At 70.0% G+C, this 24557-nt stretch carries 18 protein-coding genes; 13 read left to right on the top strand and 5 right to left on the bottom strand.

Going from position 1 to position 24557, the window contains the following annotated elements; all coding sequences use genetic code 11:
* The first annotated feature begins 32 nt into the window (after nucleotides 1-32).
* Nucleotides 33-5531 carry an excinuclease ABC subunit UvrA gene (uvrA, locus tag H6726_14985; GenBank protein MCB9658954.1) on the top strand — a complete coding sequence of 1833 codons (5499 nt, stop codon included), beginning with the start codon at nucleotides 33-35 and terminating at the stop codon, nucleotides 5529-5531.
* Nucleotides 5528-7015 carry an AI-2E family transporter gene (locus H6726_14980; GenBank protein ID MCB9658953.1) on the top strand — a complete coding sequence of 496 codons (1488 nt, stop codon included), beginning with the start codon at nucleotides 5528-5530 and terminating at the stop codon, nucleotides 7013-7015. Before uvrA ends, H6726_14980 begins: the two co-directional genes overlap by 4 nt.
* A 60-nt stretch (nucleotides 7016-7075) precedes the next feature.
* On the opposite strand, the gene H6726_14975 is transcribed toward H6726_14980, so the two are convergent.
* Nucleotides 7076-7834 carry a serine/threonine-protein phosphatase gene (locus H6726_14975; protein ID MCB9658952.1) on the bottom strand — a complete coding sequence of 253 codons (759 nt, stop codon included), beginning with the start codon at nucleotides 7832-7834 and terminating at the stop codon, nucleotides 7076-7078.
* Between the two features lie 152 nt (nucleotides 7835-7986).
* On the opposite strand from H6726_14975, the gene H6726_14970 reads away from it, so the two are divergent.
* From H6726_14970 to H6726_14950, 5 genes are all read left to right on the top strand, one after another.
* The gene (locus H6726_14970) at nucleotides 7987-9126 is read left to right on the top strand and encodes a trypsin-like peptidase domain-containing protein (protein ID MCB9658951.1); all 1140 of its coding nucleotides are present in this window, start codon (nucleotides 7987-7989) and stop codon (nucleotides 9124-9126) included.
* Between the two features lie 239 nt (nucleotides 9127-9365).
* Nucleotides 9366-10745: a hypothetical protein gene (locus tag H6726_14965; GenBank protein MCB9658950.1), complete on the top strand. Its 1380-nt coding sequence runs from the start codon at nucleotides 9366-9368 to the stop codon at nucleotides 10743-10745.
* A 233-nt stretch (nucleotides 10746-10978) separates the two neighbouring features.
* Nucleotides 10979-11641 (top strand): queuosine precursor transporter, encoded by a 663-nt coding sequence (locus H6726_14960; GenBank protein MCB9658949.1) that lies wholly within the window; start codon nucleotides 10979-10981, stop codon nucleotides 11639-11641.
* Entirely contained in the window at nucleotides 11638-12231 is a 594-nt protein-coding gene (locus tag H6726_14955; protein MCB9658948.1) for a hypothetical protein, read from the top strand. Before H6726_14960 ends, H6726_14955 begins: the two co-directional genes overlap by 4 nt.
* A 29-nt stretch (nucleotides 12232-12260) precedes the next feature.
* Nucleotides 12261-13799 carry a matrixin family metalloprotease gene (locus tag H6726_14950; protein MCB9658947.1) on the top strand — a complete coding sequence of 513 codons (1539 nt, stop codon included), beginning with the start codon at nucleotides 12261-12263 and terminating at the stop codon, nucleotides 13797-13799.
* Nucleotides 13800-13812: 13 nt separating this feature from the next.
* Here the strand turns inward: H6726_14950 and H6726_14945 are convergent, their stop codons facing one another.
* Nucleotides 13813-14958, bottom strand: coding sequence for a hypothetical protein (locus H6726_14945; GenBank protein ID MCB9658946.1), 1146 nt, complete (start codon nucleotides 14956-14958; stop codon nucleotides 13813-13815).
* A gap of 145 nt (nucleotides 14959-15103) precedes the next feature.
* Here H6726_14945 and H6726_14940 point away from each other — a divergent pair, with 145 nt between their 5' ends.
* A complete protein-coding gene (locus tag H6726_14940) occupies nucleotides 15104-16642 on the top strand; it encodes a hypothetical protein (GenBank protein MCB9658945.1) in 1539 nt (512 codons plus the stop codon).
* 47 nt (nucleotides 16643-16689) lie between these two features.
* Here H6726_14940 and H6726_14935 read toward each other — a convergent pair whose 3' ends face one another.
* Nucleotides 16690-18354, bottom strand: coding sequence for a hypothetical protein (locus H6726_14935; GenBank protein ID MCB9658944.1), 1665 nt, complete (start codon nucleotides 18352-18354; stop codon nucleotides 16690-16692).
* Nucleotides 18355-18475: 121 nt separating this feature from the next.
* Between H6726_14935 and H6726_14930 the strand changes: the two genes are divergently transcribed.
* The 5 genes from H6726_14930 (at nucleotide 18476) to H6726_14910 (ending at nucleotide 21869) form a co-directional block, all read left to right on the top strand.
* Nucleotides 18476-18814 (top strand): P-II family nitrogen regulator, encoded by a 339-nt coding sequence (locus tag H6726_14930; GenBank protein MCB9658943.1) that lies wholly within the window; start codon nucleotides 18476-18478, stop codon nucleotides 18812-18814.
* Between the two features lie 318 nt (nucleotides 18815-19132).
* The gene (locus H6726_14925) at nucleotides 19133-19813 is read left to right on the top strand and encodes a MotA/TolQ/ExbB proton channel family protein (GenBank protein ID MCB9658942.1); all 681 of its coding nucleotides are present in this window, start codon (nucleotides 19133-19135) and stop codon (nucleotides 19811-19813) included.
* Nucleotides 19813-20304, top strand: a complete 492-nt coding sequence (locus H6726_14920) for a biopolymer transporter ExbD (protein MCB9658941.1) — start codon at nucleotides 19813-19815, stop codon at nucleotides 20302-20304. Before H6726_14925 ends, H6726_14920 begins: the two co-directional genes overlap by 1 nt.
* A 14-nt stretch (nucleotides 20305-20318) precedes the next feature.
* Entirely contained in the window at nucleotides 20319-21158 is an 840-nt protein-coding gene (locus tag H6726_14915) for an energy transducer TonB (GenBank protein MCB9658940.1), read from the top strand.
* A gap of 120 nt (nucleotides 21159-21278) precedes the next feature.
* Nucleotides 21279-21869, top strand: a complete 591-nt coding sequence (locus H6726_14910; GenBank protein MCB9658939.1) for a hypothetical protein — start codon at nucleotides 21279-21281, stop codon at nucleotides 21867-21869.
* An 85-nt stretch (nucleotides 21870-21954) separates the two neighbouring features.
* Here H6726_14910 and H6726_14905 read toward each other — a convergent pair whose 3' ends face one another.
* A complete protein-coding gene (locus H6726_14905) occupies nucleotides 21955-23664 on the bottom strand; it encodes a methyltransferase domain-containing protein (GenBank protein ID MCB9658938.1) in 1710 nt (569 codons plus the stop codon).
* Complete coding sequence (psd, locus tag H6726_14900; GenBank protein MCB9658937.1) at nucleotides 23661-24413, bottom strand: phosphatidylserine decarboxylase; 753 nt, start codon at nucleotides 24411-24413, stop codon at nucleotides 23661-23663. The genes H6726_14905 and psd overlap by 4 nt, the downstream gene beginning before the upstream one ends.
* Nucleotides 24414-24557 lie beyond the last annotated feature (144 nt).

Raw genomic sequence — 24557 nt, 5'->3', positions numbered from 1 at the left:
CACGCGGTCGGAAGGCCTAGACCTGCTGCACCATGCGGATCACCCGACTGCGAGGGGCACGAACCCACAACCTCGAGGGCGTCGACCTGGACCTGCACCCCGGAACCCTGGTGGTGGTGGCAGGCCCGTCGGGCGCTGGGAAGTCGTCGCTCGCGTTCGAGACCCTCCACGCAGAAGGTCAGCGCCGTTACGTCGAGAGCTTCAGCGCCTACGCGCGACAGTTCTTGGAGCGCTCGGCTCGCCCCGACGTCGATGAGCTCGACCCGGTCCCGGTCAGCATCGCCGTCGACCGCAGCGCCCCGATCCGGACGAGCCGTTCCACGGTTGGGACCATGTCCGAAATCAACGACTACGTGAAGTCGCTCTACGCCTATGCCGCGACCTTGCGGTGCCCAGGATGTGGCAGCGAGGTGGCTCGGGACGACGCCAACGCCGCCGCCGCGCAGGTGTTGAGGGAGGCTCCGAGCGAACGCGTGGTGGTGACCTATCCCGTGGAGGTCGATGACGCGGAGAGCTACCTCGGTGTGCGCGAGACGCTGCTCTCGAGCGGGTATCGTCGGCTGTACGTCGGGGGGCAGAGCCGCGACCTGGACGAGCTCGCGCCGAGCGACGCGCTCGCCGAGGGGAGCGGGGCGGTCCACGTCGTAGCGGACCGTCTGGTCGCGGACGCGAGCTCGCGTGAGCGGCTGGTCGAGGCCTTCGAGGCGGCGCTCGCCCGGGGAGGCGGCCGGGCAGACGTGTTCAGGGCCGATGCGCGCGGCGCTGGGGCGCGCATGGCGTTCTCGCGGGGGTTGCACTGCGCCGCCTGTGACCGCGCATTCGGCGCGCCCACGCCGGGGCTGTTCTCGTTCAACAGCCCCGTGGGCGCGTGCCCGACGTGCCACGGCTTCGGACGCACGCAGGGTGTCGACTGGAAGAAGGTGCTCCCAGACGACTCACTGACGCTGGCCCAAGGCGCGGTGCGCGCCTATGCGGGACCTTCCTGCGAGTGGGAACGGCGGGATCTCGCGAAGCACGCCAAGCGAGCGGGAGTGCCCATGGACGTGCCGCTGCGTGAGCTCACCGACGCGCAGCGCACCTGGCTCGTCGAGGGGGACGGCACGACGCGCAAGGGCGCTTGGTACGGGCTCGCGGGGTGGTTTCGCTACAAGGAGAGTCGTGCGTACAAGATGCACGTGCGGGTCTTCTTGGCCCGCTATCGGAGCTACGACGTCTGTACGGCGTGCGACGGAACCCGGCTGCGCCCGGAGGCATCTTGGTGGCGTCTCGGGGGTCGTACGGTGGCCGAGCTCTGCGCGCTCCCTGTGAGCGAGGCGCGCGCGCTGCTGTCCGCACACGCCGACGCCTTCGCTCCCGACCGCGCTGCCCGCACGCTCCACGCCGAGACGCTCGCCCGCCTCTCGACCCTTCTGGAGGTCGGCCTCTCGTACCTCACCCTCGATCGCCAAGCGCGGACGCTCTCGTTTGGCGAGGCGCAGCGCGTGTCCATGGCGACCGCGCTCTCCGCCTCGCTGAACGGAGCGCTGTTCGTCTTGGACGAGCCCACCGTCGGTCTGCATCCGAGCGACGTCGCGCGGCTGATGCCAGCCGTGCGGCGCCTCGCCAGTGGAGACAACGTCGCAGTGGTCGTGGAGCACGATGTCGCCGCGCTGCGCGCTGCGGACCGCGTCGTGGAGCTGGGCCCGGAGGCGGGTGCGGGGGGCGGGCGCGTCGTCTTCGACGGGACGCCGCTCGGGCTCGAGCGCGCGTCGACCCTGACGGGAGCGGCGATGCGGGGGGAGATCATCGCAGCGCGCGCGCCCCTCGCTCCAGCCCAGGAGCACATCGAGCTGTACGGCGCGACGGGTCACAACCTGCGAGGCGACCTCCTGCGCATCCCGCTCGGGAGACTGACCTGCGTCAGCGGACCCAGTGGGTCCGGCAAGAGCAGCCTGGTGTTCGGGACGCTCGCGCCGCTGCTGGAGCGCGCGCGCGGCGGGACACCCGATGACGAGCCGCTACCTGCCGAGCGCTTGGTCTTGCCGCGGCCGGTGGAGCATGTGATCGCGGTCGACCAGGGCGCGTTGGGGCGAACCGCGCGGGGCAACCCGGCCACCTACCTGGGCGTCTGGGATGCCCTCCGCAAAGCGCTGGCGGACACCCCGCTCGCGCGCGCACGGGGCTACAAGGCGGGCTTCTTCTCGTTCAATGTGGCCGGCGGCCGCTGTGAGGTGTGTCGAGGCGAGGGAGCGGAGACGGTCGAGATGCAGTTCCTCTCGGACGTGACGTTCTCCTGCGCCACGTGCCAGGGGCGCCGCTTCGCGGGGCCGGTCTTGGACGTCCGCTACCGAGACCACAACGTGGCCGAGCTGCTCGACCTGACCGTCACCGAGGCGCTCGCGCATTACGGTGACCTGAAAGCCGTCCGCAAGGGGCTCGACCCGCTGGCCCAGCTGGGCCTGGGCTACCTGCGCCTCGGTCAATCGCTCGCCACGTTGAGCGGTGGGGAGGCCCAGCGCATCAAGCTCGCGGCGGCCCTCTCCAGCGCGGGCCCGAGCGCGTTGATCCTCATGGACGAGCCGAGCGCAGGCCTGCACGCGGCAGACCTCGCGCCGCTGTTGGCGACCTTGGACGGCCTCGTGCGTACAGGCGCGACCGTCGTGCTGGTGGAGCACGACATGGCGCTCGTCGCGCACGCGGATCACGTGGTGGACCTCGGCCCGGGCGCGGGCGCCGAGGGAGGGGCGATCGTCGCCGCTGGGACGCCCGTGGAGGTGGCGCGGTCCCGCGGTCCGAGCGCCCCGTTCTTGCGCGCGATGCTCGAGGCCAGCGCAGGTCCGGAATCCCGCCGCGGCGCGACCACGAGCCCGTCGGCGCGCGCCCCTGGCGTCCCGTCGACCGGGGCCGAGTCGCCGCACGCCGAGACCACGGGGCTCGGTGCGCCCATCGAGATCCGGGGCGCCCGCGAGCACAACCTGAAGAACCTCACGGTGCGCATCCCTCGTGAGCAGCTGGTGGTCGTCACGGGTCCCAGCGGGAGCGGCAAGAGCAGCCTCGCGTTCGACGTGCTGTTCGCCGAAGGGCAGCGTCGCTACCTCGAGACCCTCGCTCCATACGCGCGGCAGTACATGCCGCAGCTGCCGCGACCGCAGGTGGACCTGGTGGTGGACGTTCCCCCATCCATCTCGCTCGAACAACGCAAGACGCGCGGCGGCGCGCAGTCCACAGTGGGGACGCTCACCGAGGTGGCGCACCACCTGCGCGTGCTGTGGGCGCGCGCAGGGACCCTGTACTGCCCCGACTGTCAGGTCCCCATCGAGGCGAGCTCGGTCGAGGCGATGCTGCACACGCTGACGCGCTCCGTCGAAGAGGTCGCGGCCACGCCTTCTGCGGAGGCCGTCGTGCTGCTCGCCCCGGTGGTGCGGGGTCGGAAGGGGCACCACCGCGAGCTGCTCGAGCGGCACCGGGCACACGGGTTCACGTACGCATGGATCGACGGTGAGCGCGTGGCCCTGACCCCGGGTCTCGCCCTCGCGCGTCACCGCGAGCACGACGTGCAGGTCGAGATCACGTCCGTCCCGCTGCCGAAGGGGCGCCGCAGCAGCGTGCGCACCGACTGGCACGACGCGTTGCGCGTCGCCCTCGTGCGTGCCCTCGAGGTGGGCGAGGGAGCGGCGCTGGCGGTGCTCGGGCCGCGTACGCTCAGCCTGTCGTCGGCGCGCACGTGCGGCCGCTGCGGCGTGGGGTACCCCGAGCTGGACCCGCGGTTCTTCTCGTTCAACACGCGTCAGGGGCAGTGTGAGGCCTGCGAAGGCGCCGGAGAGGTCACGCGTGAAGTGGGCCGTGGCAAGGCCAAGCGCACGGTCAGCACGCCTTGCGCGGCGTGCGCCGGATCACGCTTGAACCCCCTCCCACGTGCCGTGCGTTTCGCTGACCGACGCATCCACGACGTGTTCTCACTCTCGGTGGATGGAGCGTGCAGGGTGCTCGACGCCATCGCCGCGGCGTCTCTCGACGAGCGCAGCGCGGCCATCGCGCAGGTCCCGCTCGAGGAGGCGCGCCGTCGCCTCGGCTTCCTCTCACGCGTGGGGCTCGGCTACCTCGGGCTGGACCGCCCGGCCTCCACGCTCAGCGGAGGGGAGCTGCAGCGCGTGCGCCTCGCCGCCCAGCTGGGGAGCGGCCTGACCGGCGTGCTCTACGTGCTCGACGAGCCGACCATCGGACTCCATCCGCGGGACACGGGCAAGTTGATCGACGCGCTCGCCGCGCTGGTCCGCGCGGGCAGCTCGGTCGTGGTGGTAGAGCATGACGCGGACGTGATCCGCGCGGCGCAGCACATCGTGGACATGGGCCCCACGGGAGGCGTGGAGGGTGGACGCGTCCTCGCGGAGGGACCGAGCGCCCACGTGCTGGCCCACGCCGCCTCCGTCACAGGGCAGGCGCTCCGAGCCACCCCCCCCGAGCCTCGCGGCAGAGCGATGGAGGACGTCTCGTGGCTCACCTTGCGGGGCGTGCGCCAGCACAACCTTCGAGACGTGACGCTGCGCGTCCCCCTCGGGCGTCTGACGGTCGTGACCGGAGTCAGTGGGTCGGGCAAGAGCACGCTGGTGCGGTCGGTGTTGCTCCCTGCGGTGCGGGTCGGGCTGGGCTTGGCCCAGGACGCGCCGCCTGGCGATCACGACGGCCTCGATGGAGTCGATGGGGTGCGCCGAGCGGTAGAGATCGATCAGTCGCCGATCGGTCGCACGCCACGGTCCGTGCCAGCGACGTACATCGACGTCTGGAACGTCGTCCGCGAGCTGCTCGCGGGCACGAAGGAGGCGCGCGCGCGCGGCTTCGCGGCGACCCGCTTCTCGTTCAACACGGCAGGCGGGCGCTGCGAGACCTGCGCCGGAAACGGGTCTTCCGTGGCGGAGATGTCGTTCCTGCCGGACGTCGTGCTGCCCTGCGACGCGTGCGGCGGCGCCCGGTTCGACGAGACGACGCTGGCGGTGCGCTGGCGGGGGCTCTCCGCGAGCGCGCTGTTGGACCTGGACGTAGCCAGCGCCGTGCGCGTCTTCGAGAGCGTGCCGAAGGTTCGTCGTCCCCTCGAGCTGCTGCTGGACCTCGGCCTCGGCTACCTGCGTCTGGGTCAGCCCAGTCATACGTTGAGCGGAGGCGAGGCGCAGCGCCTCAAGCTCGTGTCGGAGCTCGGCAAGGCAGCGGGCACCGGACCAACCCTGTACGTGTTGGACGAGCCCACCACGGGGTTGCATCGAGACGACGTCCGGCGCTTGATCGACGTGCTGCAGCGGTTCGTGGACCGTGGCGACACGGTCGTGGTCATCGAGCATCACCTGGATCTCATCCACGCCGCCGACTGGGCTGTGGACCTCGGGCCCGAGGGCGGGGAGGGCGGCGGAGCGATCACGTTCGCGGGCACTCCGTCTGCGCTGCGAGAGTGCGTCGCGTCACACACCGGCGTGGCGCTGCGCGAGGTGTCCGGCGAAGCGGCTGCGAGCCCGCGGAGCCCCTCGCGGTCCGGTCGCAAGCGTGCTACGTCGCGGAAGTGACCGAGCCGCCGCCCGCTCCCAGCGAGAGCACCGACCCGAGCGCGCGGGGACTGCTGCCGACCGCCTTGATCTCGAGGGATCTCCAGCAACGCCTCATCTTCTATGGGCTCTGGGGCGCCCTGATGCTGGGGATCCTCGTCGTCTTCCGCGAGGTGTTGCTGCCGTTCTTCCTGGCGGTGGTCGTCGCGTACGTAATGTCGCCCCTGGTCGACTGGCTCCAGCGCTGGATGGCGCGCTGGGTGGCCGTCGTCACGATCTACGCGCTGCTCGTCGGGACCATGGTCACCTTCACGGTGCTGGGGGTGCCGCGTCTCGCGGCCGAGATCGAGAAGCTGGCGAAAGACGCTCCAAGCGCGCTCGCCGAGCTGCGTGACGAGTGGCTGCCCGCCATCGAGCGTCGCATGCGCGACTCGATGGGCCAGGCGCCGACCGCCGCGCCCCCTGGGGACGACACCATCGCGGTCCCGGCGGAGCCCGGGGAGCCCATCACGAGCATCACCCCCAGCGGCGTGCCCGAGGCGCCCGCAGGCAGCGAGGAGAGGGGCCCGGGCGTCGAGGCGGACGCAGACCAGGCGCCCATGGCTCTCGGAACCGCGCCGGAGGACGCGACCGCGAGCGCGCAACCGGACGAGCCGATCACCGTGCGGCGCGTGCGCGGGGGAGGCTATGACATCCACCTCCCATCGGACGGTCTGGTGGTCACGCCGGAGGGCGACGGATACATCGTGCGCACCGCGCACCAGGAGCGAACGGACGGCGACCTGGCCGCCGCCTTCGTCGAGTCCGTACGCGGTGTGACGCGCAACACCCAAGACACCGCGACCACCCTGCTGCACACTGCGCAGACCGTCGTGCGGGCCGTTGTGAAGGGCGTGTTCACGTTCTTCATCATGTTGATGCTCTCCGCCTATTTGCTGGTCACGAAGGACGAGGTGATCGGGTTCTTCCGGAACTTCGCCCGCCCGGAGAAGCGCGCCACGTTCGACAGCCTGCTCTCACGCATCGACCGAGGGCTGTCCGGGGTCGTGCGCGGGCAGCTCCTGATCTGTCTCATCAACGGCGCGCTCAGCGGGGTTGGCTTCTACATCCTGGATCTCGCGTACTGGCCGATCCTCACCCTCATCGCGACGCTCTTCAGCATCATCCCCATCTTCGGCGCCATCCTGAGCAGTGTCCCGGCGGTCGTGCTCGGCCTCAAGCACGGGGTCGGCACGGCCGCGCTCGTAGTGCTCTGGATCGTGGTCATCCATCAGATCGAGGCCAACCTCCTGAACCCGAAGATCATGGGGGACGCAGCCCACGTCCACCCTGTGCTGGTCGTCTTCGCGCTGCTCGGAGGCGAGCACTTGTTCGGGATCGCCGGGGCCCTCCTGGCGGTGCCCGTGCTGAGCATCCTCCAGAGCTTGTTCCTCCACTACCGCGAGCAGGTGTTGGGCGTCCCGGCGCCGAAACGTGCGGACACCTCGTCGATCAGCCAGAGCTGAGCCCGGTGGACGTTACGGTTGAACGCGTCGGCCTCTTGGGGCTGGCCTCGACCGCTGGGGTCAGGCGCCGACCTCGACGACGATGGCGGTGATGTTGTCGCGGCCCCCGCGCTCGTTGGCGAGGTCGATGAAGCGCCGCGCCGCCGCCACCGGCCCAAGCTGGGCGATGCCCGGGATCTCGTGGTCCTCCACGTGTCCGTGCAGACCGTCGCTGCAGAGCACGTAGCTGTCGCCCACGCCCACCTCGAAGAAGCGGGTGTCCACCTGCACGTACTCGCGGCTGCCCACGGCTCGGGTGATGACGTTGCGGTGCGGCGAAACGAGCGCTTCCGCCTCGGTGATGATGCCCTGCTTGAGCTGCCACGCGACGAGCGTGTGGTCCTCGGTCAGCGGCGACGCCTTGCCGCCGCGCACGAGGTAGACACGGCTGTCGCCGACCTGGGCCGTGATGCCGTAGCGACCGCAGATGGCAAGCGCCGAGAGGGTGGTGCCCATGCCCTGCGAGTCGGGATCGTGCTGAGCCAGCCCGAACACCATGTACGTCGCCGCCTGCACGGCGCTCTCCAGCACCCGGATGGCGGCCCTGAGCGCCTCTTCGGAGCAGTCTCCCTGGGCCACGCGCCGCAGCTTCTCGCGCTCGTTCTTCACCATGCCGTGCACGGTGTCGACCGCCTCCGAGCTCGCTACATCGCCGGAGGAGTGGCCCCCCATGCCATCGGCCACGACATACAGACCAAGATCGTTATCCAGGAAGAATGCGTCCTCGTTGAAGCTTCTTCGTTGGCCGATATCGGTTAGCCCAGCACCAGTTACCCGCACGCGAACCCCGCTCGAGGAGCTATCGGGCGCCCCAGCGGCGCCGGACGGACCCTAGCCGTTCTGATGTGTAGTCGCCAGCCGACAACGCACCCATCGGCGAATGTTCTCGTGGGGTCGTGCGTTGAACCGCCGTACGGACGGAGACCTGCCACGTGAACAAGCCAACTCTCTCCCGAACCTCCCGCATTCTCCCCACGCTCGCGCTCGTCGCGACCCTTCCGCTCCTAGCGGCACAGCCGACGCAGGCGCGCGCCCAGGACCTCACCGACGCGCGCCGCGTCGCCATCGCCGAAGCACTGAACACCAGCACCGTGACCGTGGCGATCGGCGGCGGCAGCGGCTCCGGCTTCGTCGCCACGGACGATGGCTGGGTGGTCACGAACGCCCACGTGGTGCAGAGTTCTCGCGGGGCTGCGCGCCTCCGCCTCGGCACGGGTCAGCAGGTGGGCGCGCGCGTGCTGGCCGTCGACTCCACCCACGACCTCGCGATCCTCGCCCCAGTCGCCGGCCCCATGCCCCGGCCCCTCCCGCTGGCGGATCCCGACACTGTCCGCGTCGGGCAGACGGTGCTCGCGTTCGGTAGCCCCTTCGGCCTCGACGGCACGCTCACCCAGGGCATCGTCAGCGCGCGCCGCGACCTGCCTGGCGTGGGCGGCGGCCAAGTGCACGGCCTGATCCAGACCGACGCCACGATCAACCCCGGGAATTCGGGTGGCCCCCTGGTCAACACGCGCGGCGAGGTGATCGGAGTGAACACGGCCATTCTGTCGCGCACCGGAGGGAGCCACGGCATCGGGTTCGCCGTTCCGGTGAACTACGTGAAGGCCCTCATCGAGGAAGTGGAGCAACGCATCCAGGTCGCCCGTGCCGACGCGCCGCGCAACGGCCAGCTCGCCGCTGCAGATCCCGCCCCACAGCGCTCCGCGCCACCACAGACGAACACCCCGGTGGGCCAAGACCCTCAGCCCGCCGTGTGGCTGGGGGTCTACGCGGTCGACGTTCGTGGCGGCATCCAGATCGAGCAGGTGGTGCCTGGCGCAGCCGCTGCGCGCGCTGGCTTGCGCGGTCGCGCGGATCCGCCTCCGGCGTTCGTCCAGCAGATGGGGGTGGCGTGGACGGGGCACATCATCTATGCGGTGGACGGGCGGCGCGTCCACTCCCTGGCCGAGCTGCAGCGCGCGCTCGAAGGGCGCCGCCCAGGAGACCAAGTGCGCGTGGCCGTGGCCATCGGCGACGGCCGCCTGACGGGTGAGGCCATCGTGGAGCTGCAGCCCCGACCAGCCGAGCCCTGAGCGCGATGGGACGTCTTGGTGCCCGAGTCCGGCCACCCGTGGGTGTCCGCGCTCACCGGGCTGCTGGTGACTGACCTGACGATCGCGGTGCTCCTGGCGACGGGGAGCTTGGGCTGACGCGGCGGCCGTCGACGCGTTCGGCCACTCGGTGGCCCGTCGGCGCCACGAGGGCAGGGGCGACACTGCGGCCACGGGGGGGTGCGTGGCGCTGAGCGTCGTTTCGCGTAAGCTCGCGCGCGATGACCGTCGACCTGCTCGCGCTCCGCCAAGGCGTCCAGTCCCACCTCGAGGCCGGGGACCGCGCTGCAGCGTGGGCGGTCCTCGAGCCCCTTGGAACCGAGCTGCCCAACAACCCCGAGCTGGCCTGGCTGTGGCTCGACCTGCTGGGCCAGAGCCCGGCGCGGCCGACGTTGTTGGCGGAGGCGCGGGTCATCGTCGAAGCGTTCCCGGTAGACCCCGCGCTGGTCATCGCCGCATGCGACGCGCTCAACCGCGCAGCAGAGCGGTTCCCCATGGACACACCGCCGCTCCGCCGCGATGGTCCCGCACACTTGGCGGCGGCGGCCGCCGACCGCTGTCTGCGCGCCCTCCCGGAAGCCGAGCGCGGCCGCGTCGAGACGGCCGGCTATCTGCACATCAACCGTGCCAACGCGCTGCGCATGGCGGGCGCGGACCGCGACGCGGAGGCGCAGGAGGCGTTTGCGGCGGCCCTCGCGCTCGATCCGAACAACGGGCACTGGTGGTTCGACCTGGGCGTGCTGCACAAGTGGCGTGGGCGCTTCCAGGAGGGGCTGGACTGCACGCTGCGCGCCCGCTCCCGCCTGGGGGAGACCAAGGCCGTCCGCTGGAACGTCGCCATCTGCGCCACGGCCCTCGGCGACGGTGACCTGGCGGCCGGCGTGTGGAAGGCGCTCGGCATGCCCGTCGAGCTCCAGTCGAGCGGCATGCCGCTCGTGCAAGGCTTGCCGCCCATGCAGGTCCGCGTGCTGGCGAAGGGACCTGGCACAGGCCCGAACGCGGCGGTGCCGGACGCCTCCGTGAGCTTCGAGCTGGTCTGGGTGGCGCCGCTCTCGCCCTGTCACGGCGTGGTCCAGAGCGCGACCTTCCGTGAGGCGCCGATCGACTTCGGCGACGTGGTGCTGTGGGACGGCGCGCCAGTCTCCGTCCTGAACACGTCCGACGGCCCCGTGCCGCGCTTCCCGCTGCTCGAGATCCTGCGCAAGGGCGACGAGCACCGCATGCGCTTCGTGGCGCTCAGCGACGACCCGGGGCGCATTCACGAGCTGGAGCAGGCGCTGCCGCCGTACGCGCGCCTCTTCGTCCACCGCGAGCACGTGGAGGTCGCGGCGCCCACCGACGAGCACGCGCGCCCTGCGCGTGGCGACGGCGGCGCCGCTCCCGAGCAGAGTGGCCTGACGTACGGCAAGATCGTGCTGCCGGCTGGAGCTGACCTGCGCGGCTTCCGTGCCGCCTACGAAAAGGCCATCGCCAAGCGCGGCCTGGCCATCGCGCTCCCACGCCTCTACGAGCTCTTGGAAGAGACCAAGCGCGCAGGCCAGGAGCACCAGGCTTGGCGCGGCGTGGAGCGCAAGGCCATCAAGCGGGGGCTGCTGACGTGAGTGACCGCCCGGGCGAGCGCCCAGGTCGGCGCGACCAGAGCGCGGGGCCCGAGTCGCAGCATGCCCACGACGCCGCCGGCCCGCACGACACCACGTACGACGTGGATCGCGAGCTGCTCCCCCACGAGCAGCAGGTCTACGACGACCTCCCCAAGCTCTCGGCCGCACAGCTGCACGACCGCCGCGAGACGGTGTTCCTCGTGCTGAGCGGCCTGTTCCTCGGCAGCCTCACCATGCTCAACATCCTGGGCGTGACGCGCTTCTTGGACCTCTCGTTCACCGTCCCGGGGCTCGGCTGGGAGGTGCCCATGCCGTTGGCCATCGGGGTGCTGCCGTACCCCGTCACCTTCCTGTGCACGGACTTCCTCTCGGAGCTGTACGGCCGGCGTCGCGCCAACCAGGTGGTGTGGATGGGCTTCGCCCTCAACGGCTGGGTGGCCTTCATGCTCTGGCTCGGAGGCGCGCTGCCGGTGGCGGGTGGCAACGCCAACGACGTCTTCGCGCAAGTTCGCACCCTGGCCTTCGCGGCCATCTTCGCGTCGATGGTCGCCTACCTCGCCGCGCAGCTGGTGGACGTTCACCTCTTCCATTTCTGGAAGCGGCGGACGCGCGGACGGCACCTGTGGATCCGCAACAACGGCTCGACCCTCGTGTCGCAGCTGGTGGATACGGTGGCCGTGATCCTCATCACGCACTTCATCGCCGCCGGGCTGCCCATCGCGGCCGACCAGCCGCTGTGGCCCCAGCTGACGACGTTCATCGTCTCCGGCTACGTGTTCAAGCTGGTCGCGGCTCTGGTGGACACGGGGCCCTTCTACTTCGGGACGCATGCGCTGGTTCGCTACCTGAGGCTACCCCCTCCGGGCATCGTCCCCGATATTGTGGGGGACCGATGAGACCGCTCCTCTCCGCTGCTGTTCTCGCGCTCACGCTCGTGCACGCGTTGCCGAGCGTGCGGGCGACCACCCTGCGCTACCAGAGCGTCGAAGACCTGGCCGCGAGCGCGGACGCGGTGGTGTGGGGTGACGTGGTGCGCCTCGGCACGCGCCTCGAGCGCACGTCACAGGGGTTACGCCCCGAGCGGGAAGCCGAGCTCGAGGTGCTCGAGGTGCTCGCGGGGCAGGCGCCCGGCGACCTGCGGGTGGCGCTACGCGGTGGCGCTCATCGCCATGGCGAGCGCCGCGTGGACGGCGAAGCGCGCCTGCGTGAAGGCGAGGAGGTGGTGCTGTTCCTCGTCCGAGACGCCGCGCGCTGGCGCGTGCTGGGCATGGCGCTGGGGGTGTGGCGTGTGCAGCGGCCAGTCGGACGCGGCGCCCCTTCGGTCGTGAGCGGCCGGGATGGCTCGGTCCCCGATCTCCAGCTCGTGCGCCGCGTCGATGACGCCGTCGTGCTCGGCGGGCGTGGAGAGCCCCGCCCCGTGGACGAACAGCTCTCCCTCGCGGACCTGCGTGCGGTCCTCGCTCGGACTCGCACAGCCTCCCCATGAACCAGCGCGCGACGCGCACGGACGCCTCGATGACCCCCTCTACCGACCCCGCTGCCCACGCGCCCCCCCTTGAGCCTCCCCGAGCCACGCACGGGGCTGCTCGACGGACGTTGCTGGTGCGGGCGGCGTTCCTGACGCTGCTGGTGCTCGGGGCCGCGACCCCCGGGACGGCGCGCGCCTATCGGTGTCTCCGCCTGGGCTGCCCCACCTGGTGCGGCCCCGTGCCGGTCTCGGTGACGGCCCACAGCGAGGACCTCGAGGCCATCGCAGCGGGGACCACGCTCATGTCCGTCGAAAGCGCGTTCACCGACTGGACCCGCGTCCCGTGCGCGTCGCTGACCGTCGACGTGTCCGAGGCGCTCGGCTCGGCGCCGTTCTTCGGGGACGGCGAGTCGCAGGTCGGCTTCATCGAGAGCGACTGGCCCTACGACGCCAACGCCATCGGCATCTCCGACGTGCAGGTGATCTCCGGCTGCATCCGTGAGGCGGACGTGGCCCTCAACGGCCAGAACTTCACGTGGGTGCTCGGGGCAGGGGGCCCAGGCACAGTAAACGCCTACGGCGCGATCCTGCACGAAGCGGGGCACTACTACGGGCTCGGGCACTCGATGGAGCCGCGCTCCGTGATGTGGTTTCTGTACCGCGGCGGGCGCCCCGTGCTCGAGCAGGACGACTTCGACGGAATCTGCGCGCTGTACCCGCGCTCCGGCCCCGACGCGGACTGCAGCGTAGCGGGCTGTCCACTGGGCTTCGACTGTGAGGCGGGGGTGTGCGTCGCCACGGTGGTGCCAGGCTGCGTGCGTCACGAAGACTGCGACGTCGACCAGCGCTGCGACCCGGTCAGCGGCGCCTGCGTCGACGGGGCGCCAGTGGGCGAAGCCCTCGGTGCGCCCTGCGTGGACGACCTGGGCTGCACCAGCGGACTGTGCGCGCAGCTCAGCACGGGCGGGGTCTGCACGCAGGCCTGCGACGGCCTGCTGCCGCGCGCGGTGGCTTGCCCCGACGACTTCCTGTGTGACGGCGACGCCGTCGGCGTGTGCGGGACGGGCCTGTGTCTCGCGGGGCGCCCCGGGGACGCGTCGTTGGGAGCGCCTTGCGAAGAGGACTCCGACTGCGCCAGCTCCATGTGCGACGAGGGCGTCTGCGCGACGCCATGTAGCCCCGACGTGACTGGCAGTTGCCCGAACGGCTTCGTGTGCGAGCCGGGCCAGGCCGCCGGCTGCGGGGCCTGCAAGCCACCGCTCGGGCTCGGCGCGCGCTGTCGCTACAACGAGGACTGCGCGGACGGGATGTGTGTCACGAACGAGGGCGCGGAGACCGGCGCTTGCGCGACCCTGTGCGACCCGGACGAGGGGCGCGAGGCCTGCCCGGATGGGTTCCGCTGCGAGGCGATGAGCGAACTCGCGCTCTGCGTGGCAGACCCGATTGGTCAGCCGACGCTGGCCGGCGGCTCGTGCACGGCGGGTTCACGTCGTGTTGGAGGTGCTGGAGCGAAGACGCCGGTCTCGCTGACGTGGCTCCTCGGCGTGGTCTGGGCCGTCCGCCGGCGGCGCCGACGCGTTCGCTGAGAGCGTCCCGAACTCACCTCCGCGAAGGGGCGGCTCGTGAGCGCATCACGGGCAGGTGGCGCGTCCGGTCCACCCGTGCGGAGGCGCTCAGCGTTTCGAGGCGTTCGACCAGCGCTCGCGCCGAGCCGACCTCCATCCGACGGTACATGTCCTTCTGGTACGACTTGAGGGTTACTGCGCTCAACGCCAGCTCCATACCGAGCTCCGAGTTGCTCATGCCACGGCATAGCCCCCACGCGATGCGCAGCTGCTGCGGCGTGAGCCGAGTCGCATCGAGCGCGCGGAGCAGACGCAGGTCGCGGGCCACCTCCACGCGCAGCTGGATACCCACGTGTCCTTCGGCTCCAGCCACGTCGCTCTCGAGCGCGTAGCCGCGGAGGTCGAGGCGACCACCCGGCAGGGGCACGCTGACATGAGGGGCAGCCGCCACCTCGCCCGCCCGCGGCGCCATGCGAGCGCGGCGGACCATGGCCAGGATCGCCCGGCAGGCGTCGGGAACCAGGCCCCGATCCAGCATGGACGCACGCTCGGCGCCACCGCTGACCTCGGCGAGCCACTCACGGGCCGTGGTCGATGCCCAGACGATGCGTCCGGCAGGAGACACGACCATCATGGCCGAGTCCACCTCGTCGAATGGACCAGCCGCAGGCTCTGCACGACATGCGTGCACGAGCTGGTCGTAGAGGCTGCGCACCAAGCGCACGTCTTCGCGACGGAAGGGTGGGGCGCTGCGTTCGCGGAAGATGCCCAGGATGGCCAAGGGCTCACCGCGCTCGCGGAGGGCAACGTCCAGCGTGTGGTGGATACCGTTCGGTTGGAACAGGTGCTGGTAGATGAGCCCACCCAGGTACTCGGGGCGCGCGTCGATCAGCGCGCCGACTGGGTCTCGGTTGCTCATGAGGTTGGCGAACGCCGCCGGGTCCGGGCTGCGGGTCGCGAAGTGGTCGCCGCTCGCTGCGAACAAGGCGTGGCTCGCCTCGTCGAAGAACTCGCTGTAGTGCGCGCTCGGGACGCAGCGTTCGTCGACGCGGATCATGGACAGGCTGAACGAAGGCACGAGGCGGTGCAGCACCTCCGACAAGAGCGGCATCTGAGCCATCACGTCCATGCCCGACGTACACAGCAGCTGAAACAGCGCGAGGTCTCTAGCGCGTGGCACGGCAACCCTGGTCGATTCGACCGACTACCCCCGCCGGGAGGTAATCCGTGCTCGTGTGCGCACGTACGTTCTCGATCACGTCCGCAGCTTCGTCGGGCCGCAGGGCGCGGTCAAAGACGAACGTTTCGTCGACGCCGATTCGTCCATGACCGCACACAACGTCCCTCACACTTTCCGTCGTCTCTGTCTGCTCAGCCTCCTCGCCACGGCGGCGCCCAGCTGCTCTGCGGATCGCACCCAGTCAGACGCCAGCGTGGACGCAGGTGTGGCCAGTGATGGTGGAGGTGGCCGCACGGACCTGGGTCTCGACGGTACCGACCTGAGCGTGGCCTTCGACCACGGCGACGGCGTCGATGGGGGGACCGTGACGGACGGGGGGCTGCACGGCGCGGACGCCAGCGGCGGGCACAGCGACGCAGGGATCCAGCCCGCTCCTGGCTGGATCGACGGTGCGCTTCATGCGTTCCCGACCGGGGTTCGGGTGACCGCGTCCACGTTCCCTGACGGACGCGCGGCGCTCATGTTCGACACCGCGGCGAACTCCAACGAGCTCGAGGTCTTGGCCTGGTCGGGAGCTCCCGGGGCCCCGTGGACCGACCTGGGCGTCGTGAACGCCGGGGTCGCGGGTGCGCTCGAGCCGCTCAACAACTACCGCGACCTGCACATGCGCCTGGTCCATGTGGGCGAGCGCGAGCTCCTCGCCGTCTTTCAGCAGGACGGCGCCATCTACAGCAATCACTACGACGGCAGCGCCTGGAGTACGCCTCGGGTGGTCGAGGTCGCGTTGAGCACGGTGACGTTGTCCGGTGATGGTGGCGGGCACGCCATCCTCGTGTACGGCGTAGGAGACGAGGTCCGCGCGCGCTTCTACGACCCGGGCGCGCACGCGTTCGGGAGCCCGCTGGTCGTGTCGGCGACCGGGGGCGACCTGGGGCTGCCCTTGCAGTTCCTCTCGCGAGCCGAGGTGGACAGCGAGGGCAACGCTACGGTGTTCTTCCGCACGCGGCACCCGGGCCTCGGGACGTACAGCATCCACGGTTTCCGCTACACACCGTCCGACGGGACGTTCGTCTCCGAGCTGCCCGTCCTCAGCGGCCTACCGGATGCCGACCGCCTATGCTCCGCGGGCAACGCCCGGGGCGACCTGGTCTTCTCGTTCAACGAGCGCTTCAGTGCGATGGGACGGCTCTTCGACCGCGTGCGGCACGTGTACCGCGACGCGGTCGACGGCTTCGGGGCCATCTCCGACACTCACGCGGAGGGGCTCATCCCTCATGTGCGGAGCTGCGCCATCAGCGCGAACGGGGACGCCGTCGTGGCCGTCGTGAACCACTACGCGGCCGTCCCGGCTGCCGTCCCCATCCGTTACACGGGGGGAGTGGCGACCACGGACGCCGCGCTGAGCGCCCCGGTTCCCGTGGGGGGTTCCCGCCCCGTCGCGAGCATGGCGGCTTCCGGGCTGGGTGCCATCAGCTGGTTCCGGACCGACGCGCGGGCCGAGGTAGCGCTGCAAGCGAACACTGCCGGGGCCTATGCGATGGCGCCATTCTTGACCGTGCCATCGGTCATCGACACGTCACTCGACTTGTTCTTCAAGGCCTCTCAGCGGATGGACGACGGACGCTTCCTGCAGCTGTATCAGACAGGCAACAACGCCCTCCGGTTCGCGGTGCTCTACCCGTGAAGGTCTGGCGAGAGGGGTGATGCCCCGCTCGGGCCGAACCGCGTGCGTCAGTCGCGTGCCCGCTGTTGCAGCCGCTCGATGCGCTTGAGCACGAAGACCAGCGTGGCGTGCGCCGTGCCGTAGACGACCGCGAGCCCTGCCGCGATGCCGCCGGGCCACCACTTCTCCGCGGCCAGCAGGATCGCGCTCGACACGAACAGAGACCCCACCACGATGCCGCTGAAGAGCCGACGACCGAGGCGGTCTGCCGTGTTCGCCGCGTCGTCCTCCGAGACGCGCAGGCGGAACGCCCCGTTGCGGAGATCCTCCAGGATCTCTTGCAGCTGGAGCGGCGCCTCGGTGGCGGCGGCGCTGAGGCGCAATGCCCCGCGCATCAGATCCTGCGTCATGCGCTCCGGCGCGTAGCGCTGCTTGATGAGCGTCATGAAGTAGGGGCGGGCCTCCTCCAGCAGATCCAGATCGGGGTAGATCTCCTTCCCGACGCCCTCGACGGTCATCAGGCTCTTGCCGAGCATGAGGAAGTCGGGCGGCACCTCGATGCCGAACTTCCGCGCGCCTCCGACGAGATCACGAATGAGACCGCTGAACTCGATGTCGCCAAGCTTCTTGCCCAGGTACTTCTGCGCCAGGAACGCCACCTCGGACTCGTAGGCGCGACGGTCGATCTTCTTGGTGGGTCGCCCGATGGCGAGCAGGGCGTCTGCGATGCCGCGGTAGTCCTCGCGCACGGCCGCGATCATCAGGTCGATGGTCTTGTCCCGCATCTGCGGGGAGAGCCGCCCGACCATGCCGAGGTCCACCATCCCGAACACCGGCGCGTTGGCCTCGCCCATCATGATGATGTTCCCGGGGTGTGGGTCGGCATGGAAGAAGCCGTCCTCGAAGACCTGCTGCACGATGACCTGGATGGCGCGGCGCGCGATGGTCTCGCCGCTCATGCCGTTCGCGATGGCGTCGTAGATCTTGTGGCCATCGAGGTACGAGAGCGTCAGCACGCGCTTGCTGCTGCAGTCCCGGTAGACGCGTGGGAACACCACGCTCTCGTTCCCGTCGAAGTTGCGCCGGAAGACGTCGCAGTTGTCGGCCTCGAGCACGTAGTCGAGCTCGGCCATGATGCTGCGGTCGAACTCCTCCACCAGCCGCACCGGGTGGTAGAGCTTGGCCTCGGGGATGCTGCGTTCGATGGCGCGGGCCAGCCAGTAGAGCAGGTCGAGGTCGCGCTCGATGATGTCCTTGCAGCCGCCGCGCTGCACCTTCACGACCACGTCGACCACGCCCTGATCGGTCTTCAGCGTGGCGCGGTGCACCTGTCCGATGCTGGCGGTGGCGAGCGCGGTTTGATCGAAGCTGGCGTACACCTCGCTCAGCTCACGCCCCAGCTCGGCCTCGATCTGCGCGCGGATGTCGTCGAACGGGGCAGGGGGAACGTCGTCCTGCAGCTTCTTCAGCTCGAGGATGACGTCCTCCGGGATTAGGTCGGGGCGCGTCGACACGATCTGTCCCAGCTTGATGAAGCTGGGGCCCAGCTCCTGCAGCACGAGGCGCACACGCTCGCCGAGCTTGGTGGAGTCGGCGCCGTTCTTGGTCGTGCCCGGGAGCAACGAACCGAGCCCGGTGCGCTGCACCACCTCGCCGAACCCATGGCGGGCGAGCACGGAGACGATCTGACGGAGGCGCTCGAGGTCGCGGACGGTGTTCAGAATGCTTGGCATGACGGGCTGTTGGATGCCTAATGTCGCAGAATCCCTAGCGTTGGGGCCATTTTTACTGCGACGAAATCAGCGTGAAACAATCCGTCGCTAGACCACATTCGAACTACCCCAGGAGGTTCCCGTGAAGAAGGTGGAAGCCATCATCAAGCCGTTCAAACTCGACGAGGTCAAAGAAGCCCTCGGAGAGGTCGGCGTCAAGGGCATGACGGTCACCGAAGTCAAAGGCTTCGGGCGTACCGGCGGCAAACGCGAAGTCTACCGTGGCTCCGCCTACGTGGTCGACTTCGTGCCCAAGGTCAAAGTCGAGGTCATCGTACCGGACGCGATTGTCGTACCGGTGCTGGACGCCATCGAGAAGGCCGCGAAGACCGGTCGCATCGGCGACGGGAAGATCTTCGTCTCGCCCATCGAGGAAGCTATCCGGATTCGTACCGGCGAGCGCGGCGAAGACGCCGTCTGAGACCGGAACTGGTCGAGCCCCGAGGCGCCCGCCCACGCTCTCAGCGAGAGCGAACACGCTGGCGCCTCGCGGTGGCTCCCGACTCCGAGTCGTTCTCTTTCGCAACCCGCCAACTCGGAGCCCCTGGCTTGGCTGAGGGTGCCGCGATTTTCGGGATGCAACGCTGCGAATAAGGGCGCGCACCAACGGGTTGCCCGCCGAGCTGCGGGCGCGTGCGCTTGACGCCTTGCCGCTGCCCGGTGCCCCCCCCATATTGCATCCCACTTTCAACTAGCGCGCAGCGCTCGGCGAGAAGCCCCCCAGAAGAGCAAGGAACTCATGGACATTCAGGAAAGACTCACAGCCTTTGCGATGCTCGGCGCCGGCTGGGTGATGTGGCTGCTCGTGGCCCTCTCGATCGTCGCGCTGGCCATCGCGCTGGAGCGCGCATACGTGTTCTTCGCGCGGCGCGACGACGCCCGCACCCTACGTGAGGATCTGCAGCGCCTGCTGGGCAACCACGACGTGGCCGGGGCCCAGGCACGCATGAAGCAGAGCAAGAGCTTCGAGGCCGAGGTCGTTGGGGCTGCGCTGGACGTGGTCAACCAGGGCGCCCATGCGGTGGAGCAGCGCCTCGAGGGTGAGAAGGTGGTCGCCCGGGCCGCGATGGAGCGCAACCTCGCGTTCCTCGGCACGGTCGGAAACAACGCGCCGTTCGTGGGGCTGCTGGGCACCGTCATCGGCATCATCCGCGCCTTCGCCGCGCTGGACCAGGAGAACCTGGACGCCACGGGCACCGTCATCGCGGAGGTCGGTGAGGCCCTCGTCGCCACCGCCATCGGCCTCTTGGTCGCGCTCCCGGCGGTCGTCTTCTACAACTACTACCAGCGCGTGATCCGCGGGCGCTTGGTGTGGGCGGACGCGATGGGCCGTGACGTGCTCGGCTTCGCGGGCGCCGAAGACGTCTCGCCCGGACCCGTCGAGGAGTCCGACAAGGCCAAGGCGAAGGAGAAGGGCTGATGGCTGGCGGCGCCGATCAGGGCGACGAAGACATCATCTCGGGCATCAACGTGACGCCCCTGGTGGACGTCGTGTTGGTGTTGCTCATCATCCTCATGGTGACGGCCAAGCAGCTCGTGCAGCAGGACGCCATCGCGATGGACCTGCCCGCCGCGAGCACGGGCGAGGCGCAGCCCACGGTGCCCACCGAGATGCGCATCAGCCTCGAAGCGGACGGCACCCTGCACCTCAACATCACGCAGAACAACGAGCAGACGCTGGCACAGACCGAGGTCACACAGGCGCAGCTGCTGGAGAGGGCGCGCGCGGCGCATGCGGCCGACCCGGAGGCGCGGGCCATCCTCTCGGCCGACCCGGCGGCGTCCCACGGTGCGGTCATTGCCGTCATCGACATCCTGCGCCAGGGTGAGGTCAATCGCTTCGCGTTCAGCACGCGACAGCCGTCCGAGCTGCCCAGCCAACAAGGCGCGGGCACAACCGACGAACCCTGATTCCGGAGAGGCGCATGCAGGAGCGGATAGAGCGGCGAGCCAAGTTGATCCTCTGGGGGTCGATGCTGCTGTCGGTCGTCCTGCACACGGGCGCATCCGTCGTGCTCTCGTTCCTGCCGTCCACTAGCGTGGCGCTGGCGGCCATCCAGCGCGAGCGCATTCAGTTCGAGATCGAGGATGAACCGCCCCCCGCGCCCGAGGCGGCGGAGCCCGAAGCGGAGCCAGCGCCCGAGGCGGAGCCCGAGGTCGCGGAGCCTGATCCCCAGCCGCGCGAGGTGACGCCCCCACCGGAGCGGGAGCCACGCCCCCGCGAGGAGAGCGAGCCCGAGCCCCCGGCGCCCCAGGCCGAGCAGGTGCACGACATGGGCGGCATGGTGCTGGGCGCAACAGGTCCAGGAGCCGCGTGGACCACGGCCGCCGGGACGGGCCAGGACACGAACGGGCCCATCGGCAACCCGGTTGCTCGAACGACGGGACGCGACGTCGCTGGCCGTGGCGACGGGGTGATCGGCGGGACGGGCACGGCACCCGCGCCCCCACCCGCGCCACGTGTCGACCGCAGCCGTCCCCCGCGTGAGCCCGCCGGGATGGCGCGCGTCCTCGAGCGCTACTACCCGACCGGGGCGCACTCGCGCGGCATCGAGGGACGCGCTCGCGTCATGTTTCGCGTGCTGGCCAGCGGGCGGGCCGAGCCGCAGAGCATCGCCTCGGAGACACCTTCGGGCGAGGGCTTCGGGCGCGCGTGCATGGACGCGCTCCGATCGTCGAGCGGGTGGACCCCCGCGGTGGACGAGAACGGCGAGAGCACGAGCAGCCGGCTGTACCCCTACAACTGCCGCTTCCGCATGCGCTGAGTCTCCGCTTCCAGCGCGCACAGGCCTCTGGCGTTGCTGGGGGTCGCTCAAAAGCCGACCTTGGAGCCGAGCCCGTGTCGCAAAGTTGACCACGCGCGGCGCAGCGTTCTACGAGACGCCATGCGTGGCGCGTACCTCCTGATTCTGATGGGATGCTTGCTTGGGGTGCCGCTCTCGGGGTGCCCGGTCGATCCCGAAGGGGACGTCGTGGGTACGTACAGCGTGAGCGGCAGCCTGGTGGAGAACAGCTGCGGCAGCACGGCGTTCGCCGCGCAAGACCCCATCGACTTCGTCGTGGAGCTGCGTGCCGAGGACCACGGCCCGGCCTACTGGCGGCGCCCCACCACGGGCATCGTCAGCGGCTCGCACACGGGTGACGAGTACCGCTTCCGCACCGAGGCGCCCGTCACGCTCTACGGACCCGACGTCGAGGCGGGCACCGCAGGCTGCACCCTCGCGCAGATCGAGACCATCCAGATCACCGCCAAGGCGTCGACGCTGGACGACGCTGGCGTCCCGCTCGACCAGGGGACCACGGACGGGGGAGTGGCTGCGGACGGGACGTTCCGCGGGACCAGCACGATCGAGCTCAGCCCGACAGCCGACTCCAACTGCTTGCGCGCCGTCGCGCTGTCGGGTGGGCCGTTCCTCGCGCTGCCCTGCCGAGTCCGCTACGACCTGAGTGGGGTCGCGCGCTCGCCCGTGTTCTGAGCAGAGCGCGACGCGCCACGATCGTGCGGCTAGCGCGAGCATACGCGCGAGGTTCCGAGCGGCTCGAGAGCGTTCGCTGCAGCGCTCAGCCCGCCTCGCCGTCCCCGTTCCCCGCGGCCTTCGCGTCCGCCTTCGCTTCTCCCTTGGCGCCGTCGCCGTTGCCGCTGCCGTTCGACGCGCTCGGAGGCGGGGGAGGGGGCACGCTCTGCATGGAGGGCGTGTCGCGCATCGACTGCCGGCGCTCGGCCAGGACGATCATGCGCGGGGACTGGGCGCCGAAGAACACGCCGGGGGTAGCATAGCGGCCAGTGACCTCGACCACCCGGAAGCCGTGGTTCTGCAGCAGCATCCCCATCTCGTGCAGCGCATACAGGCGAATGCTGTAGTGGCGGTCGTGTTGCCGTCCGTTGTCGAGGATGACGTTGCGCTTCACGTTCAGCCGGGAGGCGTAGTAGTTGAAGTCCGTCTCCTCCATGCAGATGCAGCCATCGCCCTCGAACCACACCAGGTTGGGCTGCGACTGGATGACGTGGTCGCGGTTGACCACGTCCACCAGCAGGCGCCCGCCCGGCTTGAGCGCGCTGTAGAAGCGCTCGATGACGCTGCGGTTGCCCTCGTCGTCGAAGTACCCGAACGTGGTGCCCCAGCAGAGCACGGCGTCGAAGCCCCCCTCGAACACCATCTCGCGCATGTCCGCGTGGAGGAAATTGATTTTGATCCCGCGGTCCTGCGCTTCGTCCGCGGCGCGCGACAGCATGGGGAGAGACAGGTCGAGGCCGATGACGATGTAGCCCCGGAGCGTGAGCTCGATGGCGTGCATGCCAAGGCCGCAGCCGACATCGAGGATGATGGCCCCGGGATCGAGCTTGAGCATCGCGAGGATCGCGTCGCACTCGCGGGCGACCTCCTTCGGCGTTGGAGCGCGCACGGTGCGCAGGTAGTCGTCGCTGAAAAAGTCGTCGAACCAAGGGCGCCGCTTGGGGGCACCGGGTGGCGTGTTGGGCGCCGCGGATGCGGATGACGAGGCGGCGCTGGGTGGGGTCGCTGGAGCCGCGGCCGCGGCGGGGGTCGCAGGGATGGCGGGCGCTGCGGCGGGCGGTACGGAGGGCGCGACCTCTTCGAGATCCTCCATCTCGAGGATGTCGTCGTCCCCCGCGCCGTCGGTCGCCTCGGCGTCGTCCACCGCGTCCGCGACACCTTCGATGGTGATCTCCGTGGATACGTCCGGGTCGAAGTCCGTGATGCTCGCGCTCGCTGAGTTCGTCGCGCTCGGGTCTTCCACGATCTCGGCCGTCGCTGACGCGATCTCCGAGGCCGCGGCGGCGTCCGCAGCCTCCACGACCAGCTCGACCTCTCCCGAGTCCTCTCCGACCGTCCCGCGCGCGAGGGCCCCTGCGCTCTCCAAGCCCGCCTTGAGCGCGGTCAGCGAGGCGGGTTGTTCCATGTCCTTACTGGTTGGGGGAGGAGGGGGCTTCGACAGGGCGCGGCCGGCCGCGCCGGTCACGATGACCGACTTCATCGCCACGACGGAGCTGCGTGAGATCCGCTGCGGAGCTTCCTCCTCTTGCGTCTCGACGACGATCTCCGTCGCATCGGACGACGGATCGGACGGCCGAGTGGCGCTCCCCGGGGCCGCGTCATCGACGGCGAGCAAGTCGACGGCGGTGGTGTCCTCGTTCGGACCCACCTCGGTGTCTTCTTCCGAGACCGAGTGCCGCACGACGTCGTCCACCGGAACGCGCAGAGGTCGATGGCGCATGCGGCTCCCGCTGGCGTTGGCGGCGTCTTCGCTCATACGGACCTCCGGGGGACGGCTATCCGCTGCCCCATGGACACCATCTGGCCCGGGGTGATGCACCACTCGAGCGGGTCACCGGGAGGCAGGAACACGACGGCCGTGGATCCGAGGTGGAACTGCCCCAGCTCGGCCCCGCGCTCGAGGTACGCGCCCTCGGAGCCGTATCGCTTCACCCCGGACTCGCGGCCCACGTTGGTCTCGATGCTGTCGTAGGACATCGAGATGTGGCCCACCCCGATGGCGCCCACCATGATGGTCACGACGGCTCCGTGCTGGGGGCTGTCCTGCAACGTGCAGACGCGCTCGTTGCGAGCAAACAGGCGAGGAACGAACTCGGTCCCGATGTGGTTCACGGGGAACAGCGTTCCGGGGACGTGACGCGCCGCCACGACGCGTCCGCCGACTGGCGTGTGAACGCGGTGGTAGTCCCTGGGGGACAAATAGACGATGAAGTAGTTCCCTCCCTGATACCCCTCGCCCAGCTCGACATCGCCGAGCAGGTCTCCAACGCGGTAGGGCTTCCCCTTGACCGTCACGGTCGCCTCGAGGTCGACGGGCCCGAAGTCTTCGATTTTCCCGTCGGCCGGCGAGGTGATGGCGGTCTCGTCCTGATCGATGGGGCGCGCGCCGGGCACCAGCTCACGCGTGAAGAAGTCGTCGAAGCTTCGGTAGCCCCCCGCGGGCACCACCGCGTGCTCCATGTCCACGTCGTAGGCGCTGACGAACGCGTCGATGGCACGCGACACGAGCGCTTGCGGGGCGCGTGTCTTGGCGACGGCCCCGAGGGTACGGCTGATGCGTTTCCGGGGGAGCAAACGCAAGGCGTCGGCTGCGAATCGAGCGGGGCTGATCTGCATCGTGTGGGGTTCCGACCAAACGGAACCTGTGAT

This window comes from Sandaracinaceae bacterium (genome assembly GCA_020633055.1).
In the GTDB taxonomy this organism is placed as follows: domain Bacteria; phylum Myxococcota_A; class Polyangia; order Polyangiales; family Houyiibacteriaceae; genus JADJJE01.
This window is presented reverse-complemented; position numbering and strand designations above follow the sequence as displayed.

What these genes read in the sequence shown, in the direction of transcription:
- H6726_14920 (MCB9658941.1), top strand. Translation starts at nt 19,813, where the DNA reads ATGGCTGGCGGCGCCGATCAGGGCGACGAAGACATCATCTCGGGCATC.
- H6726_14965 (MCB9658950.1), top strand. Translation starts at nt 9,366, where the DNA reads ATGACCGTCGACCTGCTCGCGCTCCGCCAAGGCGTCCAGTCCCACCTC.
- H6726_14915 (MCB9658940.1), top strand. Translation starts at nt 20,319, where the DNA reads ATGCAGGAGCGGATAGAGCGGCGAGCCAAGTTGATCCTCTGGGGGTCG.
- H6726_14935 (MCB9658944.1), bottom strand. Translation starts at nt 18,354, where the DNA reads ATGCCAAGCATTCTGAACACCGTCCGCGACCTCGAGCGCCTCCGTCAG.
- H6726_14940 (MCB9658945.1), top strand. Translation starts at nt 15,104, where the DNA reads ATGACCGCACACAACGTCCCTCACACTTTCCGTCGTCTCTGTCTGCTC.
- H6726_14910 (MCB9658939.1), top strand. Translation starts at nt 21,279, where the DNA reads ATGCGTGGCGCGTACCTCCTGATTCTGATGGGATGCTTGCTTGGGGTG.
- H6726_14955 (MCB9658948.1), top strand. Translation starts at nt 11,638, where the DNA reads ATGAGACCGCTCCTCTCCGCTGCTGTTCTCGCGCTCACGCTCGTGCAC.
- H6726_14950 (MCB9658947.1), top strand. Translation starts at nt 12,261, where the DNA reads ATGACCCCCTCTACCGACCCCGCTGCCCACGCGCCCCCCCTTGAGCCT.
- H6726_14960 (MCB9658949.1), top strand. Translation starts at nt 10,979, where the DNA reads ATGCTCAACATCCTGGGCGTGACGCGCTTCTTGGACCTCTCGTTCACC.
- uvrA (MCB9658954.1), top strand. Translation starts at nt 33, where the DNA reads ATGCGGATCACCCGACTGCGAGGGGCACGAACCCACAACCTCGAGGGC.
- H6726_14905 (MCB9658938.1), bottom strand. Translation starts at nt 23,664, where the DNA reads ATGAGCGAAGACGCCGCCAACGCCAGCGGGAGCCGCATGCGCCATCGA.
- H6726_14925 (MCB9658942.1), top strand. Translation starts at nt 19,133, where the DNA reads ATGGACATTCAGGAAAGACTCACAGCCTTTGCGATGCTCGGCGCCGGC.